At 65.5% G+C, this 16,230-nt stretch carries 18 protein-coding genes; 9 read left to right on the top strand and 9 right to left on the bottom strand.

Going from position 1 to position 16,230, the window contains the following annotated elements:
* Positions 1 to 54 precede the first annotated feature (54 nt).
* The 9 genes from ABD683_RS11710 to ABD683_RS11670 all read right to left on the bottom strand — a co-directional run bounded on the left by ABD683_RS11710 (position 55) and on the right by ABD683_RS11670 (position 7,396).
* Positions 55 to 858, bottom strand: a complete 804-nt coding sequence (locus tag ABD683_RS11710; protein WP_344770140.1) for a hypothetical protein — start codon at positions 856 to 858, stop codon at positions 55 to 57.
* Positions 855 to 1,715: an ATP-binding cassette domain-containing protein gene (locus ABD683_RS11705; RefSeq protein ID WP_344770139.1), complete on the bottom strand. Its 861-nt coding sequence runs from the start codon at positions 1,713 to 1,715 to the stop codon at positions 855 to 857. Before ABD683_RS11705 ends, ABD683_RS11710 begins: the two co-directional genes overlap by 4 nt.
* Positions 1,712 to 2,530 (bottom strand): hypothetical protein, encoded by an 819-nt coding sequence (locus tag ABD683_RS11700; protein WP_344770138.1) that lies wholly within the window; start codon positions 2,528 to 2,530, stop codon positions 1,712 to 1,714. The genes ABD683_RS11705 and ABD683_RS11700 overlap by 4 nt, the downstream gene beginning before the upstream one ends.
* On the bottom strand, positions 2,527 to 3,054 hold the full coding sequence (locus ABD683_RS11695; protein WP_344770137.1) for an RNA polymerase sigma factor: 528 nt from the start codon (positions 3,052 to 3,054) through the stop codon (positions 2,527 to 2,529). The genes ABD683_RS11700 and ABD683_RS11695 overlap by 4 nt, the downstream gene beginning before the upstream one ends.
* A gap of 32 nt (positions 3,055 to 3,086) precedes the next feature.
* Positions 3,087 to 3,629: a superoxide dismutase gene (locus ABD683_RS11690; protein ID WP_344770136.1), complete on the bottom strand. Its 543-nt coding sequence runs from the start codon at positions 3,627 to 3,629 to the stop codon at positions 3,087 to 3,089.
* Between the two features lie 578 nt (positions 3,630 to 4,207).
* Positions 4,208 to 4,597: a potassium channel family protein gene (locus ABD683_RS11685; RefSeq protein ID WP_344770135.1), complete on the bottom strand. Its 390-nt coding sequence runs from the start codon at positions 4,595 to 4,597 to the stop codon at positions 4,208 to 4,210.
* Between the two features lie 42 nt (positions 4,598 to 4,639).
* Positions 4,640 to 5,104, bottom strand: a complete 465-nt coding sequence (locus ABD683_RS11680) for a GtrA family protein (protein WP_344770134.1) — start codon at positions 5,102 to 5,104, stop codon at positions 4,640 to 4,642.
* Positions 5,091 to 5,849, bottom strand: coding sequence for a polyprenol monophosphomannose synthase (locus tag ABD683_RS11675; protein ID WP_344770133.1), 759 nt, complete (start codon positions 5,847 to 5,849; stop codon positions 5,091 to 5,093). Before ABD683_RS11675 ends, ABD683_RS11680 begins: the two co-directional genes overlap by 14 nt.
* Positions 5,846 to 7,396, bottom strand: a complete 1,551-nt coding sequence (locus ABD683_RS11670; protein ID WP_344770132.1) for a hypothetical protein — start codon at positions 7,394 to 7,396, stop codon at positions 5,846 to 5,848. The genes ABD683_RS11675 and ABD683_RS11670 overlap by 4 nt, the downstream gene beginning before the upstream one ends.
* Positions 7,397 to 7,487: 91 nt before the next feature.
* Between ABD683_RS11670 and ABD683_RS11665 the strand changes: the two genes are divergently transcribed.
* The 9 genes from ABD683_RS11665 (at position 7,488) to ABD683_RS11625 (ending at position 16,222) form a co-directional block, all read left to right on the top strand.
* A complete protein-coding gene (locus tag ABD683_RS11665; RefSeq protein WP_344770131.1) occupies positions 7,488 to 8,150 on the top strand; it encodes a response regulator transcription factor in 663 nt (220 codons plus the stop codon).
* The gene (locus ABD683_RS11660; RefSeq protein ID WP_344770130.1) at positions 8,147 to 9,460 is read left to right on the top strand and encodes a HAMP domain-containing sensor histidine kinase; all 1,314 of its coding nucleotides are present in this window, start codon (positions 8,147 to 8,149) and stop codon (positions 9,458 to 9,460) included. Before ABD683_RS11665 ends, ABD683_RS11660 begins: the two co-directional genes overlap by 4 nt.
* Positions 9,461 to 9,503: 43 nt before the next feature.
* Positions 9,504 to 10,334, top strand: coding sequence for a COG4705 family protein (locus tag ABD683_RS11655; protein WP_344770129.1), 831 nt, complete (start codon positions 9,504 to 9,506; stop codon positions 10,332 to 10,334).
* A 72-nt stretch (positions 10,335 to 10,406) separates the two neighbouring features.
* Positions 10,407 to 11,114, top strand: coding sequence for a phosphatase PAP2 family protein (locus ABD683_RS11650; protein ID WP_344770128.1), 708 nt, complete (start codon positions 10,407 to 10,409; stop codon positions 11,112 to 11,114).
* The gene (locus tag ABD683_RS11645; RefSeq protein WP_344770127.1) at positions 11,111 to 11,761 is read left to right on the top strand and encodes a VTT domain-containing protein; all 651 of its coding nucleotides are present in this window, start codon (positions 11,111 to 11,113) and stop codon (positions 11,759 to 11,761) included. The genes ABD683_RS11650 and ABD683_RS11645 overlap by 4 nt, the downstream gene beginning before the upstream one ends.
* Positions 11,762 to 11,837: 76 nt before the next feature.
* Positions 11,838 to 12,320, top strand: a complete 483-nt coding sequence (locus ABD683_RS11640; RefSeq protein ID WP_344770126.1) for a DUF2231 domain-containing protein — start codon at positions 11,838 to 11,840, stop codon at positions 12,318 to 12,320.
* A 776-nt stretch (positions 12,321 to 13,096) separates the two neighbouring features.
* On the top strand, positions 13,097 to 14,272 hold the full coding sequence (locus ABD683_RS11635) for an acyl-CoA dehydrogenase family protein (RefSeq protein ID WP_344770125.1): 1,176 nt from the start codon (positions 13,097 to 13,099) through the stop codon (positions 14,270 to 14,272).
* A complete protein-coding gene (locus ABD683_RS11630; protein ID WP_344770124.1) occupies positions 14,265 to 15,479 on the top strand; it encodes an acetyl-CoA C-acetyltransferase in 1,215 nt (404 codons plus the stop codon). Before ABD683_RS11635 ends, ABD683_RS11630 begins: the two co-directional genes overlap by 8 nt.
* A complete protein-coding gene (locus tag ABD683_RS11625; protein WP_344770123.1) occupies positions 15,476 to 16,222 on the top strand; it encodes an enoyl-CoA hydratase-related protein in 747 nt (248 codons plus the stop codon). Before ABD683_RS11630 ends, ABD683_RS11625 begins: the two co-directional genes overlap by 4 nt.
* Positions 16,223 to 16,230: the final 8 nt, after the last annotated feature.

Below are 16,230 nucleotides of genomic sequence, written 5' to 3'. Positions count from 1 at the left end.
GCGCGTCGCCATCCGTTGCGATCGTCGCTGCAGACGCGGCGAAGAGCGTACGGGTCACGGCAGCTGCGCCCATCCGCCGACCGCGGCGATGGCAATGGCGACAGTGCCGAGCGCGACGGACACGGCGCGATGCCGCGCCGACAGACGGAACCACGTGGCGGCCGCCGCCATCGCGCACAGCCCGAGCAGGTATGCCACGTGAGCCCCGGGATGGCCTGGGATCAGGGCGTACCACTGCTCACCATTGCCCGGCCCCCAGTCGGCCCAGCTCTGCGCCGGACTGAACAACGCCCTCCCGCCCGAACCGCCGTCGAGCACAAGGCAAAAAGAGATCAGAGCCGTCATCGCCACGATCGGCGTCACGCGCGCGGGCGCCCACACGCCGAGCATGATCCCCAGAAGCGTGCCGCCGAGCACAGCAACGGGCGCTTGGACGATGTGCGCCGGGCCGGGGGCCTGGACATACGAATCCGTCAACAGGAACATCGTGTGTGCCGCCAGATTGATGGCCAATGCGACGAGCGCGGGCGCCCACGCCGCAATCAGCAACGCGAGCCCGCGCTGGCGACGAGTGGCCGGGGCGACGTCGGTCATGTCGCTCGTGCCGGCGCGCGCGTCGCGGGTCACGAGCATGTGGGCCGCCAGGATGCAGAAGACACCAGGGTTCGCAACAGCGCCGGTCGTGATGGTCCCAAACGTGGTCACCGGATTGCCGCTGATCAGCCCGATGAAGATGACGACTGCGAGCAACGCCCAGCCCACGAGCATCGCCGGATGCAAGAGGAGCCGACGCGCCTCGCCGATCGCGAGGACAGAAGCGACGTGTCGCCGCGTCGGAGCGACGATGGTGAAGGTCATACGACGGCGCTCGCATCGCTACCAGGTCCCGCAAGCAGCAGGTAGGCGTCCTCAATGGTCGGCTTGACGAGCTGAACACCGGCCGGCGGATCGCCGATGTGGTGATAGCTGCCGTCGCCGAGCCGATAGACCGCGTTGGCGCGATCGTCACGCTGATCGTCGACCCAGACCCGATCCCTTGCTTGGGCGACCAGCTCGGGCACCGTGCCCGCAAAGACGGACCTGCCGTGGTCCATGACGACAACGTGCGAGCAGAGGGCGGCGACATCTTCGGTCTGATGGGTCGAGAGCACGACGGTGCGCCCGACGCCTGCCTCGGAGATGATCTCGCGGAACCGGATCCGCTGTTCGGGGTCGAGACCGACGGTCGGCTCGTCGAGCACGAGCAGGTCGGGGTGTCCGAGCAGCGTCTGCGCGAGTGCAAGTCTGCGCCGCATCCCGCCCGACAAGGTCCGTACCTTCTTGGTCGAAACGTCCTGCAGCCCGACGAGAGCCAGCACACGTCGCACTTCGTCGTGGCGGGCCGACGCGCGGATGTGTTCCTTGAGAATCGCCAGGTAGTCAATGGCCTCGAACGCGGAGAACCCACGAGGGAACCCGGCATCCTGCGGCAGGTAGCCGAGAGTGCGACGGATCGCGAGGCGCCCGTCAATGTCAGCCGGGTCGTGGCCGAGGATCCTCACGTGCCCAGAGTTGGGGGATGACACCGTGGCCAGGGCGCGCAGCAGGGTGGTCTTGCCGGCACCATTGGGGCCGAGCAGCCCCGTGACACCGACATCGGTGACGAGGTTCAGCCCGTCCAAGGCGCGGACGCGTCCGTAGGTGTGGACTACGTCCCGTGCGTCGATGGTGGTCATACGATTCTCCGTTGCGGGTGGGTGGTGCGCACGAGGAGGACGACGAGCGCGAAGGTCAGAGCGACCAGGCTGACGAACTGGATCGCGGGCGTGACAGCCGCGTACGGATCAGAGTGCCGCAGCCATCCGGTCGAGACCATCCCCATCCACGCCGCAGACAACGTGCCCGCGGCCGGGACGGCCAGCTGATCCGGGAGCGTGATGATGAACGCGGCCAGCGCGAGTGATGGCAGCAGCCAGCCCAACGAGAGCCAGGTTGAGCCCGGCAGCAACAGGGCAAGTGCCATTGCAGGTAGCACCGTGGCACCGACGACGGCCACCGTGCGCAGGATCAGCAGCTGCAGCATCGGGTACGGCGACGCCGACGCCATCTCGCGGGTGGGATCGGCCCGGCCACCGAATGCCGCCGCAACCGAGATCGCGGGCAGTACCGGGGCGAGCGCCAGGTAGAGCGCGACGCCAACGGGTTCACTGTGGGCGACGATCTGCGCCAGCACGAGGACCAGCAGTACGCCGCCGATCCAGCTGCTGCGCAGGGAAGGCGTCACGGCGACGAGGCGCGCGGTCGAGTCGGCGACGCCCATCGATCGCAGCAGACGTTCGACCGGGCCCCGCCGAGGCGCCTGGATGCGTTCGATCACGCCGGTGAACACCTGATCGTGACGTCGAGCGTCAACGTACCGGCCAAGGAGACCCTGGCACGCGCGGCACCCGATGAGGTGCTGCTCCACTGACGCGGCGAGCGTCTGACCGGTCTGACCGGTGGCATACCGTTCGGCGAGTGACTCGTCGAGATGCCACGGCTGAGTATTCATGTCAGTTCCTCTCGGAGAGCTTGTCGCGCCCGCATCATCCGGGTCTTCACCGTTCCTTGTCTCAGTCCGAGCAGGCGCCCGGCTTCCCTGGTGGTGAGCCCGTCGAGAATCGTGGCTTGCACGACTGCGCGGAGGTCGGGCGACAGTGTCTCCAGCGCTCCGCCGAGTGCGCCGTGCTCGATGCCGAGCAGCACACGTTCCTCCGCGGACTCCACCACCGAGAGATCGGACTCCTGCACGAGCACGCTGGACGGCGGTCGTCTACGGAAGGCGTCCACGAGACGGCGTACCGCGATACCCCACATCCAGGCGGCGGGCTCTCCCTTTCCGGTGAATCCCTTCGCGTTGCGCCAGATCGCCATGAAGGTGTCCTGCAGGACTTCGTCGACGATCTGCGGATCGGCACATCGGCGAGACAGGCGAATCGTGAGCCAGGGGGCGTGGCGGTGATACAGCGTCTCGAGCGCGGTCGTGCTGCTGTCAGCCACGAGCGCCAGGAGATCGGCGTCGCTGGATTCATCCATGACGGACCTGTCTGCCATCCCCTGCTCCCACTCTAGAAGCCGACGGTCAAGCAGGCCAGACGCGGGCCCGCGGTGCCGGAGTCGCCGGTTCCTGTATGCGTGTGCTCGGCATGGATGATCACCGAGTGCGCCCGGCGAGCGGGGTTGAACTGCCATGCCACCTGGGTCTGGGCAACGCCACTACCGAACTCGTCGGTCTCGAAGTCGAGCCAGATCTCGTTCTGCGGGTTCGCGTAGTACGGGTTCGTCGACGGTGTCACCGGATCGACCACGTTCTGGAAATGCGGGCCGGCGGCGGCGCCAGTGGCACCACATGCGTCCCGGTGCGCATGTGCGCCGTACTCGGTGTTCGGCTTGAGGCCCCAGGCGTGAAGAGTCACGATCGACTTGCCCGACGCCGTGTATACCGCTTGCACCCGGGCCTTGGCTCCGGCCGGGATCTCTGCCGAGTAGCTCAGCAACGGCCCTTCGCTTCGGATCTGGTCGGTGCCGGCGATCGCCGGAGAAGTCAGGAACAGTCCCAGCGCCGCGACGGCGGCGACCGGGGGAGCAAGTCGGGAGAGGGTGTGCCTCATGTGATGCCTCCAGGGTGGGGATGGTTTCACCCTGCTTGTCGCACGAGAAGGCAGATTCGGTTCACGCGCCCTGACTCGTGACGTACTCCTGGTGGACCGTCGGTCGTCTGGCGTGCCCGGATTGAGCCTGTCGCCGGTGCCGGCCAGCTGACCGTGCCGGTGGAGGCCGTTGTCGGCGACGTAGTCGGTCGAGCCGCCCGGTGTGAAGCCGAGAGGGTTGGTGAGCTGACTCGCGCCACGGACTACGTTCGCACTGGGTGGACTGTTGACGATGCCGGCAGAGGCGAGCGCCGCGCCGCCGGGCCGCCGTCACGAGGCCGAGGCCGACAAGAATCGCAGCCACGCTGTCACGAGTCTGCCGGAACCCACTGGTGAGCCGGTGTCGGGCAGTGCCGCGTCGGCGGATCCTTCGTCGGAGTCCTCGCCGGGGGTGACCGCTAGGTCCCCCTGACCTACGTTTCCGCAGGTCAGGGGCACTATGTGTTGCCTGTGGCGGGTGCAGGGTTCGAACCTACGTAGGCTGAGCCGTCTGATTTACGGCCTGCACCCACACGAGGCACCGATACCCCAACCAAGTCTTAGCCTCGGTCCTTGGACCCGGAGTCAGCGAAATCGTCAAGCCGCGTCTCCACGCGATCGATCCGCTCGACGAGGTGGTCCAGCAGCGCCAGCGCTCGATCCTCGAATTCACGTTCTGTGGCCTCGCCCGTCGACTCCTCCTCCCGCACGAACAGCGACGCGATCGAGGCAGTCACCAGTGCCATCAGAGCAAACCCCGAAATCATCAGGATCGAGGACACCAGTCGGCCAGCCGTCGATTCCGGCGCTTCCCCGACGAACCCGACTGTGCTCATCAGTGAGAGCGCCCACCACACCCCCTCGCCGTAGCTGGACACCTGTTCGCTCTCGAATGCGGCAAAGCCACCACCCGCCAGTAGCACCACCACAGCAGCGACGGAGACGAACATGATCGGGCGCGGCCGAAACGACCCCAGAAACGACCTCATCGCTCAGCCAAATGCTTCTTGGTATTGGTGCGTGCTGCCGCTGAAGACGTACTTCTTGTAGGACCAGTACCGGAAAGCCGTGCCGAGTGCGAGGCCGATCACATTCGCCGAGATGTTGTCCGCGAACCGGCTCGTCAGACCGAGCACGTCGTGCGAGATCGCAAGCGTAAGCACAGAGAAACCAAGCCCGATGACGTTGAACACCACGAATAGCGCCACCTCGCGGCGGCGACCGCGCGCGCTCTCACCGCACCAGGTGAACGCCCGGTTGCCGATGTAGGTCACGATCATCGCGAGCCCGACCGCCAACGACTTGGCGACTGACGGGTCCATGCCGATCAGGACCGGCGCCGACCGCAGGTAGTTGAACGCGGTGATGTCGACGATGTAGCCGACGCCGCCGACCGCAACGAAGCTGGCGACCTCAGGGGTCGTCAGCCGCGCGATCAAGCGGCTAAGCACCGACATCGCGCAGGCGTCCTACCGGTACCGCGGCGCGGCGCTGCCAGTGGCGGATCTCGTCCCAGCGCCAGAGGAGCACGCGGATGACGGCTTCCCGGATGATGGCTGTCGACATCTTGGACTCCCCCAGGGTGCGATCGGTGAAGGTGATAGGCACCTCGGTCGTGGTGAGTCCGAGCCGACTAGCCCGCCAAGTGTTCTCGATCTGGAACGAGTAGCCGTTGGACTGTGATTCGAGTGCCCCGAGCATCAGCAGGGAATCTCGGCGGAAGGCCCGGAACCCAGCGGTGGCATCGTGGACCCGCAGGCCCAGCACGGCACGGACGTACGTGTTTCCGGCCCACGATATGAGCCGGCGGCTCAGACTCCAGTTGCGGACTCCCCCACCCGCGACATACCGCGAACCGATCGCGATGTCCACCGTGTCGAGGGCGGCGACGAGTTCGGGGATCTTGGCCGGCGGGTGGGACAGGTCGGCGTCCATCTGCACGATGACGTCATACATCCGTGCTTCGGCCCAGGTGAAGCCGGCGCGGTAGGCCGCGCCCAGCCCGTCTTTGTCGCCCCGACTCAGCAGGAACACCCGATGGAGGTATTGCGGGTGAGCTTCGACGAGCACTCCCGTTCCGTCGGGGCTGTTGTCGTCGACGACCAAGATCTCGGCGTCAGGCGCGGCGCGGAGGACGGCGTCGAGCACTGTCTCGATTCCGAGGGCCTCGTTGTAGGTCGGGATGACCACGATCGTTTTCATGGTGTGAGCTCCTTCATCGTGCTGAGTGGGGTGGTACTGCCGTGGCATGTGCCGCTGACGCTCGGGGGCGTTCGGTCGAGGCCGTCGTGCAGATAGATCGTGCGGCCGCAGAGTCGCCCGACCGGGCGGTAGTCCTGCGAGAGGATCGCGGCAGTCTGCGCAGTGTCGAGGCCCCACGAGCGGATCGTGGGCCCGGACACGAGCCAGGTCGGTGCCGACGGACCCGTGAGGACACTGTTGAGCGCGGTCAGCTGAGGGTCGATCGTCTTGACCGGCAGGCTCCACAGCTGGGCATACGGGGAAGGAAGGCCTGAGGAGTACGTGACGTTGGCGCGACCCCACGCCGTGACAATCGTGTCGCCCGGCTGCGAAGACGCGGCAACGGCCCGGCCCACCGAGCTGGCGTCGTTGCCTTGTGGCATCGACAGGCTCACGGCCCAGCCAACCGATGCGGCCACGACGACGTACGCGATCAATGACCGGGCCACCAAACCGTGGCGCGCGGCGAGGACACCAGTCGCAACCGAGAGCGGCGCGATCAGCTCGACCAGGTAGTGGTGCCAGTAGTTGCCACCCAGGAGGACCGAGACCACGGCGAAGACAGTCGTCGCGACGAGCGCGCACCAGAGGGTGTCCTGGCGCCGACGTACGACCAGATCGCGGGCAAACCCGAGCATGAGGAGGCCGAGACCGCTGCCCGCCGCAACCCCGATCAGGCGGTAGAGCCTTGCAGTCGAATGACCCGCTCCGACCGCGGCCTGCACCTGGTCGGCCTGGATGCGGAACGGATACATCGCGTCGAACACGCCAGCCAGCGATGTCCCGTGGAGGACGGTCCACCCGGCAAGCACGAGTCCTACCGCCAAGGCGCCGGCAATCGCGCCGAGGGCCAACGTGCCGAAACGCTGACGCGTGATGTTCCGGTGCCACAACGCGAGCACGAAGGCCACCACGCCGAACACCGCAGCATCCGCGAGGTTCTGCTTGATCATGAGCGATGACACCGCGCACGCGCCCGCAACCGCGGATGCGACGAAGGCGCGACGCTGGTCGATCGAGCGCACGGCGATGATCACCAGGGCGATCCCGCCGAGGGTGAATGGTGCGGCGAGCAGCTCGCCGTTGACCTCATATCCGCCGAGTAGCGGGCTGAGGGTCAGGCCTGCAGCCGTCACGGCGGCCCACCTAGCGGCGTGATCGCCGCCGAGCAGGCCCGCGACCCGGGCCGATCCGATCACGACGAGAGCCACCGCGACGCAGCCGATCAGACGCAGTGCAGCGAGCCCGCCGAGCGAGGAGGCGAAGCGGAAGATCGTGATCAGCAATGGCGGCCGATCGACCCAGTAGTTGCCGTACAACGAGGACCCGGCGCCATTCCACTGCCCACCCACCAGCAGGAAGCCGGCTTCGTCGGGTCCAGGTGCGTGGCCCAGGAACGGGAGCCGGCCCACCACCGCCACGGTCGTGGCCGCCGCGACAGTCCAGCTCGGAAGGCCCCAGACACGCTCGACGAGCGCCCGATGGGGTCGAACCAACAGTGCTGTCATGAAGCCAGAGTCATGCGATCAACCTGCACGCGACCTGACTGCGTTCGCGTACGACCGTGGATCTCGGGTGGTCATGGTGCACGATTGCGAGATGACAGTGGTCGGCATTTGTGAGGACGATCCTGACGTTCGTCGGGTGCTCACGGATGCACTCAAGATGAACGGGCACCAGGTCGTTCTCGCCCGCAACGGCCGGGAGGCAGTCGACAATCTCGGCGCCCAGAGCGGGGTCGAAGTCCTGATCCTGGACGTTGGGTTGCCCGACGCCGATGGCCGTGACGTATGCCAGGCGTTGCGTGCGGGCGGCCAGCATGCCCCCGTCCTCTTCCTGACTGCGCTCGACGCCGTCCACGACCGGGTCTCTGGGTTCCATGCCGGCGGCGACGACTATGTCGTCAAGCCGTTCGCGATCTCCGAGGTCCTGGTGCGCGTCGATGCGTTGCACCGGAGAACGCGCTCCGAGAACGTGACAATCAGCGGATTGACGCTCAACCCGGACCGGCTCTCGGTCCACATCGATGACCGTGAGGTGAGGCTGACGCCGACCGAGTTCCGGCTGCTCGCAGCAATCGCCGCGGACTCCGGGACAGTCGTACGTCGGCGCGCGGCCGTCGCCGCGGCCTGGCCGGACGGGGCGATCGTCAACGAGAACACGATCGACTCGTACGTGCGACGCCTGCGGGTCAAGCTTGCTTCGATCGACTCCCCTGTCGAGCTCACGACGGTGCGCGGCGTCGGGTTCACACTGCGATGAGAGCTCCCGGCCGTACGCTCATCTCTCGCATCGTGTGGACGACGCTGATCGTGTCCGGACTGGCGATGGCGGCCATGATCAGCACCGTCGTGCTGGTACTCAACGCCGCCGCCACCAACAGCGTCGACGCAACACTTCGCGATCGCCTCGACGTGGTGTCGGCGAAGTTGTCGACGAGCTCATCTGGGGTGCTGACCGAGCTGGAGACGCCCGACGACGACATCGACGACACGACCTGGATCTTCGACGCCAAAGGCCATCAGGTCGACGCTCCGAGGGCCGGCGCACGAGTGAAAGCCAAGGCCACGTCGCTCGCAAAGGTTCGGGAGCGCACCAGCGTCGAGAGCCACGACCGTGTCTACCTCGCGGCGCCGGTCCGCGACCGATCTGGAGACGTCACGGCCGTCGTCGTGGTGACCGAGTCGATGGCTCCCTACGAGACCACCCGCATCACGGTCCTCGCCGTGTTGGCGACCCTTGGGCTCGTGGTCACGGGCGGATCGGCCGCGATCGCGGCGTGGACCATACGGCGCACCTTGGCGCCGGTCGAATCCATGGCCGTCAGAGCCGAGGATTGGAGCGAGCACGACCTCGAGTCGCGATTTGAGGCAAGCGGCACCGACGACGAGTTCGGCCGACTCGGTCGCACGCTGAACGTCCTGCTGGACCGCGTCGCCGGCGCGCTGCGCAGCGAGCAACAGCTCACGTCTGAGCTCGCGCACGAGCTGCGGACACCCATGACCGCGATCCGTGGAGAGGCTGAGCTCGCAATGATGACCTCATCGAGTCCCGAGGTGACGGAGCGTCTCGGACGTGTCGTCGACCTCGTGGATCGGATGAGCACGACGATCACTTCACTGGTTGCGATTGCGCGCGACGACGCCCGATCCGACTCGCGTACGACAGCGGCGGCTCTCGTGTCAGCGGCGCTGGAGCATCTCGACACCTCACGCATCTCGGTATCGGGCGACGACGTTGGTGTCTTCGAGATCTCAGCGCCGACCGAGCTGGCCGTACGCGCCCTCTCGCCCATCGTCGAGAACGCCTTGCGGCATGCGCGCTCGTCCGTGACGTTCACGGCCGAGGCCGACGACCGTGCCGTCAACATCACGGTCAGCGACGACGGTGAAGGAATCACGACGGACGATCTCGAGTCCGTCTTCCTGTCTGGCAAGCGAGGGACCGGGAGCGACGGAGCAGGGCTTGGCCTGGCGCTTTCGCGACGCATCGCTCGTACGCTCGGGGGCGACGTCCACGTCACCTCGACCTCCCAACCGACGAGCTTCACGCTGACTCTGCCGCGCAACTGACGCAGTCAGGTGGCCGTCAGGTTGACGCCTCCAAGGTGGCTACATGAGCCAATCACCTGACATCGCCGCTGACCATCGGACAACCCACGCCGGCCACGGCGCATGGACTCGCATCCTGCTCAACAAAGTCCCAGAAGTCACAATCCTGTTCTGGGTCGTCAAGATCCTGTCCACGACGGTCGGCGAGACCGCCGCTGACTTCCTCAACAGCAACGTCGGGTTGGGGCTGTCCGCCACGACCGCGCTCATGGCGCTTCTGCTGGCTGGGGTTCTCGTGGTGCAGTTCTCGGTCCGCCGCTACGTCCCGGCGATCTACTGGCTCGCAGTCGTGCTGGTCAGCGTCGTCGGCACACTGTTCTCAGACAACCTGGTCGACAACTTCGGTGTCAGCCTCTGGACGACCTCCGCGATCTTAGGCGCAGGCCTCATCGCCTCGTTCGTCGCCTGGTACCGATCCGAGCACACCTTGTCGATCCATTCGATCGTCACCCGTCGACGCGAGGCGTACTACTGGCTCGCGATCCTGTTCACCTTCGCGCTTGGTACGTCCGCCGGTGACCTCGTCGCCGAGAAGCTCTCGGTCGGCTATTTCCCGTCGGCGCTCATCTTCGGCGGCGTCATCACGTTGATCACGGCTGCGTACTACGGGCTCAAGGCCAATGCCGTGCTCGCGTTCTGGGCGGCCTACATCGTCACCCGGCCATTCGGCGCCTCGATGGGCGACTTCCTGACCGCGTCCCCCAAGGACGGCGGGCTTGGCCTGGGCACCAACGGGACCAGTGCACTGTTTCTCGCGATCATCCTCGCGTGTGTCGGCTGGTTCACGATCCAGGACCGGCGTGAGGACAGGGAGCTCGTCACCGTCGCCGCCTGATCCACCCTGTACTGCCCCGTCCAGGCCCCACCCCGAGGGCCCGGGCGGGGCTCACTATCTCCGAAGGTGCACATGAGCCCATACACACGCTTCCTCCAGGTGGCACTGCCCAGCACTCTGATTGCCGTCCCAGTAGCCAGTGTGCTCATGCTGGCCGACTCGGTCCGAGAGCACGACGGCATCTCGGCGAGCATCGACCCGCACATCGCGGCCGATGCCCTCGATGTCCGCACGGGCGTGCTGACACATGTCGCACAGCTGCTCACGCTGATCGGAAGCGAGGTTGTCGTCGGCTCGCTGGCACTGATGCTGGTGATCGCCCTGCTCGAACGTCGAGGACCCTTCCTCGCAGGGTGCGCGGCGGCGGCCATGGCGGTCTCCGCGGCTATGACCGTCGGCGTCAAGCTTGCGGTCGAACGCGCGCGCCCCGGCGAGGCAAACCGGCTCGGACCAGTCGATTCGTCCTACTCGTTCCCCTCTGGGCACACCCTCAACTCGGCGGTCCTTCTTGGCCTCGTCGTGATCTTGCTCGTACCGCTGATCGCGGCCCGACGGAAGCGGATCGCTGCAGTCTTGGGTGCTGGTTTGCTGGCGCTCGGGATCGGCCTGAGCCGCATCTACCTGGGCTATCACTGGGCCAGCGACGTCGCCGCGTCGTGGCTGATCGCCACCGCGCTGCTCACGCTTGTCTGCGTCGTGATCCGGGTACGTCGTCGGCGATTCGAGGGGCGGCAGCGATCAGGCGGCAGTCAGGTTCGCGCGCCTAGCGTGACATCATGATCGCCACCCTGACACCGCTGCTCTACTCGCTCGGCCCGGCCGCGCTGCTGCTCGTGATGGCCATCGTCTTCGCCGAAAGTGGTCTGCTCGTCGGGTTCTTCCTTCCCGGCGACTCCCTCCTTTTTCTGGCGGGGGCTCTCGTCGCTTCGAGCGTCATAGGTCTGTCGATCTGGATCCTGGCACTCGGAGTCTTCATCGCCGCGGTCGCCGGCGACCAGGTCGGCTACCTGATCGGGCGGCACTTCGGGCCGCGCCTGTTCTCACGGCCAGACTCTCGGCTCTTTTCGCAGGACAACGCTGACCGCGCACATCGATTCTTCGACCACCATGGTGCCAAGGCGGTCATCCTCGCTCGCTTCGCACCTGTCATCCGTACGTTTGTGCCTGCCGTGGCAGGGATCGGTCACATGCAACGTCGGCGTTTCACCACCTACAACCTCGTCGGCGCTGCCGTCTGGTCTGTCCTCATCGTGACGGCCGGCTACCTGTTCGGAGGCATCCCGTTCGTTGTCCAGCACATCGAGCTCATCACGATCGGCCTCGCCGCATTCTCAATCCTCCCCGCCGCAATCGCGTACCGACGCAATCGGCGCCTGGGTTCTCCGCACCCCGCAGATGTCGACACGACGTACGCGACGACTCGCTAGAAGTCAGTGTGCAGGTCATACGCGGACCTGGCCCAAGCTGCGCTCATGTCGAAATCACATACCCGAAAGGCCCGCTATGCCGAACGACTTCTATGGATTGCCGTTGCACCCCTTGATCGTCCACGCCACGGTGGTGATGATCCCGTTGGCCGCCATGACAGTCCTCTTGGCGGTCCTCTGGCCGGGCTTCGCGACTTGGGCCGGACCCATGCCTGCAATACTCAGCCTGATCGGGCTGGTCCTCGTCCCGCTCTCCACTTCGACGGGCGAGACACTCGAAAGGCACGTTGCACATTCAGCCTTGCTCGACAAGCACACTCGTCTGGCAGACGGACTGCTGCCTTGGATGATCGCGCTCCTTGTCGTCTCGCTCATCAGCTACGTCATCCATCGGAAAGGCGCCAGCGGCCGCATGATGCGACGCTCAATTCGCGCTGCGGTCGCAGTCCTCGCAGTCGCCGCGGTGGCCGGGACGACCGTGCAGGTAGCACTCATTGGGCACAGCGGTGCCAAAGCTGCGTGGCAGAACACCAACATGAGCTCATCGGCGAGACGCTGAGCCAGCGCATCTGCGAACGCCTGCTGACTGGTTCTCAGTTCTCACCGACACCCCACTCCCACGAATCGCCCTGCAATTGCAGGCACCTCGGCTCGATCCCACAAGAGAAGCGGCTAACTTGCCCCAGCATTACCCCCACGCAATCGCTTGACCCGCCGCGTTCGGCCCATCGCCGCAGGTCAGAGCACTTTCGCCGAAATGTCCGAATCCCGCTTGCCGGCGCCAAATGAGAAGTGCCTCTGACCTGCGCTTCCGCAGGTCAGGGGCACTTTTCGTTCCCGTGGCAGGTGTAGGGTTCGAACCTACGTAGGCTGAGCCGTCTGATTTACAGGCTGCACCCACCACTCTTATGACCTGCAGCGATACCGCACCTGGCCGAACTTGCCCCGGGATTCCCCCCAGACACTCGAAGCCAGTCGGGCATGGTCGACGCCAGTCATACATCTGTTCAGCAACCTTGCCAGCGCTGATCGCCAGTCGGTTCCAGAACTAGAAGCACCCATCTGCAGATTCGGGGCTCAGCCCCAAGGACACCGCCGACCATCTACTTGGGAAGGTCTCCTCGCCAATTGGCGCCGGCCTTCCGGGGCTAAGCCGGGGGTCCGAGCAATCTTGAAGAACCTGTGACCTCTGGGTCATATGCCCAGCGAACGGCACGCACTGCGGAAGCGGGGGGACTTGCGTGTCCCGGTAAGCGAGGCGAGCCCTGCCGTCAGAAATCCGAACCTCTACGGTAAAGTCCTATCTTATATAAGATAGGACTTAGGAGCGAGCTGATGGATTCTTCCGACTTTGAACATGTCCTCAGCACGGTGCGTGCTTTCGTCCGCAAGACGGTGGTTGCCGCTGAAGACGACATCGAGAGCAGCGACGAGATCCCCGAGAGCATCCGGCGCACCGCGGCCGAGATCGGGTTGTTCGGGTACATGCTCCCGGAGGAATACGGTGGCCTCGGTTGCACATCACAGGAGGACGTGCGCATCGCGATGGAGATCGGCTACACCACGCCGGCATTCCGTTCGATGTTCGGCACTGGGAACGGAATCGCTGGCCAGGTTCTCGTGAATGCGGGCTCGGACGAGCAGCGCCACGAGTTCCTACCGCGGATCGCCAATGGCGATGCGATCGCCTCGTTTGCCCTGACTGAGTCGGAAGCCGGATCAGACCCCAGCGGCCTACGGACACGCGCCGAGCGCACCGATGACGGCTACTTGATCAACGGCCAGAAGCGGTTCATCACCAACGCTGACAAGTCGGACCTTCTGATGGTGTTCGCGCGGACTGGTGACGGCGCCAGTGACATTTCCGTCTTCGTCGTTGACACCGACACACCAGGCGTGACAGTCGGTCCCAAGGACAAGAAGATGGGACAGCGCGGAGCGACGACTGCTGAGATCTTCCTTGATGATGTCTTAGTGCCGTCGACCCGCTTGGTTGGTGCGGAAGGTGACGGTTTTGGTACAGCGATGAGGTCGCTGGCCAAGGGGCGACTGCACATCGCAGCCTGCTGTGTGGGCATGGCGTCCCGTCTGGTCGACGAAAGCATCTCTTACGCGTCAACAGCTCGGCAGGGTGGACAGATCATCGGCGAGTTCCAGCAGGTTCAGGCGCTCCTGGCCGATTCCGAGACCGACTACCTTGCGGGTCGGGCACTCGCCCTGGCGACTGCGGCGACCTTCGACGACGGGTCGGACCGTTATCTGGCTCCGTCCAGCGCAAAGTTGTTCTGCAGCGAAATGGTCGGGCGCGTGGCCGATCGAGCAGTCCAGATCCACGGTGGTTCGGGTTACATGCACGGAGTGGCCGTCGAGCGGTTTTATCGCGACGCGCGGCTCTACCGGATCTACGAGGGCACAAGTGAGGTGCAGCGAGTCATCATCGCCCGCCAGCTCCTGAACGGTCGTAGCCCTCACCCAGCCGACTCTGTCTGGAAAGAGCGCGCCGATGCGTGACGTCGTCATCTGTGAACCCGTCCGGACACCAATTGGGCGATACGGGGGCCGTCTGGCAGGGCTTTCCGCGACCGAGCTTGGGGCGCAATGTCTGCTCGGCTTGATGAAGCGCACTGGATTGCGCGGAGAAACGATAGATGATGTCATTCTTGGGCACTGCTACCCGAGCATGGCTGCACCAGCCATCGGCCGAGTGGTGGCCCTCGATGCCGGCCTTCCCGTTTCGGTTCCCGGGCTACAGGTCGATCGCAGGTGTGGTTCAGGGCTCCAGTCTGTCCTCTACGCATCACGACAGGTTGCCTTCGGCGACAGCGAGCTCGTGGTCGCTGGCGGCGTCGAGAGCATGAGCAACGCCGCTCATTTCAGTCACGAGGTACGTCGCGGAACCGGTCAATCCGCAGCCGTCCTGCACGACAGCCTCGAACGTGGTCGTGTCACGGCCGGAGGTCGCCTTCACCCCGTATCGGGTGGAATGCTCGAGACCGCAGAGACACTTCGGCGCGAGTACTCGATCACGAGGCAGGAGCAGGACGAGCTGGCCGTACGATCTCACCACAGCGCGATAGCTGCTCAGGACAGCGGAGCATCGGCGACTGAGATTGTTGCGGTCACTGTCAGCAATGGTCGCGACGGGGATGTGACGGTCGACCAGGACGAGCATCCACGACGCGACACATCACTCGAAGCCTTGGCTCGGTTGCGGCCGCTGCGACTGAACGAGGATCCCGACGCCACCGTCACTGCTGGCAATGCCAGCGGCCAGAACGACGCCGCCGCCCTGTGCATCGTCACAACTCCAGAGATGGCCGACCGACTCGGACTGCGTCCACTGATACGGATCGTGTCTGCTGCCGTCGCCGGCGTCGAGCCGGGTCGAATGGGAATCGGGCCCGTTCCCGCGACCACCGCAGCCCTCGAGCGCGCCGGGCTTCGATGGGAGGACCTGGATCTCATCGAGCTCAATGAGGCCTTCGCCGCACAGGCACTGGCGGTGATGCGCGAGTGGCAGATCGGCGACCAGGACCTCGATCGAATCAACGTCCGCGGTTCGGGAATCTCGCTGGGACATCCCGTCGGTGCCACCGGGACCCGGATGATCGGCGCCCTGGCACGCGAGCTCGCGCTTCGAGAGCAACGATTCGGCCTGGCGACCATGTGCGTCGGAGGCGGCCAGGGTCTCGCCGTCATCGTGGAACGTGTCGCATGACCGAGCTGCTCGTCGACTGCACCGATGCCGTCCTTCGCCTGACGATTGATGCGCCGGAACGGTTGAACGCAGTCGACACCCCTCTGGTCGACGCCCTTGCCGAAGCGTTGCTTGACCACCCCGACGTACGCGCAGCCGTGCTGTCAGGCTCCGGACGCGCCTTCTCTTCGGGAGCGAAGATCTCAGCCACGCCGAACGAGGGTTTCCTCGACGCCGCCACGCGCCTGGTCGGCGCCATGACAAGCGCGCGCTACCCCGTCGTGGCGGCGGTCGACGGACCCGCTGCTGGATTCGGGTGCTCGATCGCCTTGGCTGCAGACCTGACTGTTGCCTCCCAGCGTTCATACTTCATGCTCGCGTTCGTCAAGATAGGTCTGATGCCGGACGGCGGAGCAACAGCGTTGGTCGCTGCCTCCGTGGGCCGGGCACGCGCCATGCGACTCGCCATGCTCGGCGAGAAGCTGTCCGCACAACAGGCTCAGCTGGAAGGGCTCATCGCGATGTGTGTCCCGGACGATCGATTCACGGACGAGGTCGAGGCGCTGGTCACGGCATTGTCGCAAGGCCCGACCGGCGCCCTCGGCCGCATCAAGACCGCCGTCAATCATGCAAGCGTGCCAACGTTGACCTCATCTCTGCAGCTGGAGCACGAGTTCCAGGACGAGCTCCAGAAGACCCAGGACTACCGCGAGGGAACCTCAGCGTTCAAGGCAAAACGCCAACCAGAGTTTCGGGGGCGATGACTCAGTGC

Origin of the sequence: Aeromicrobium panaciterrae (genome assembly GCF_039537165.1) — a bacterium.
Lineage (GTDB): Bacteria > Actinomycetota > Actinomycetes > Propionibacteriales > Nocardioidaceae > Aeromicrobium > Aeromicrobium panaciterrae.
This window is presented reverse-complemented; position numbering and strand designations above follow the sequence as displayed.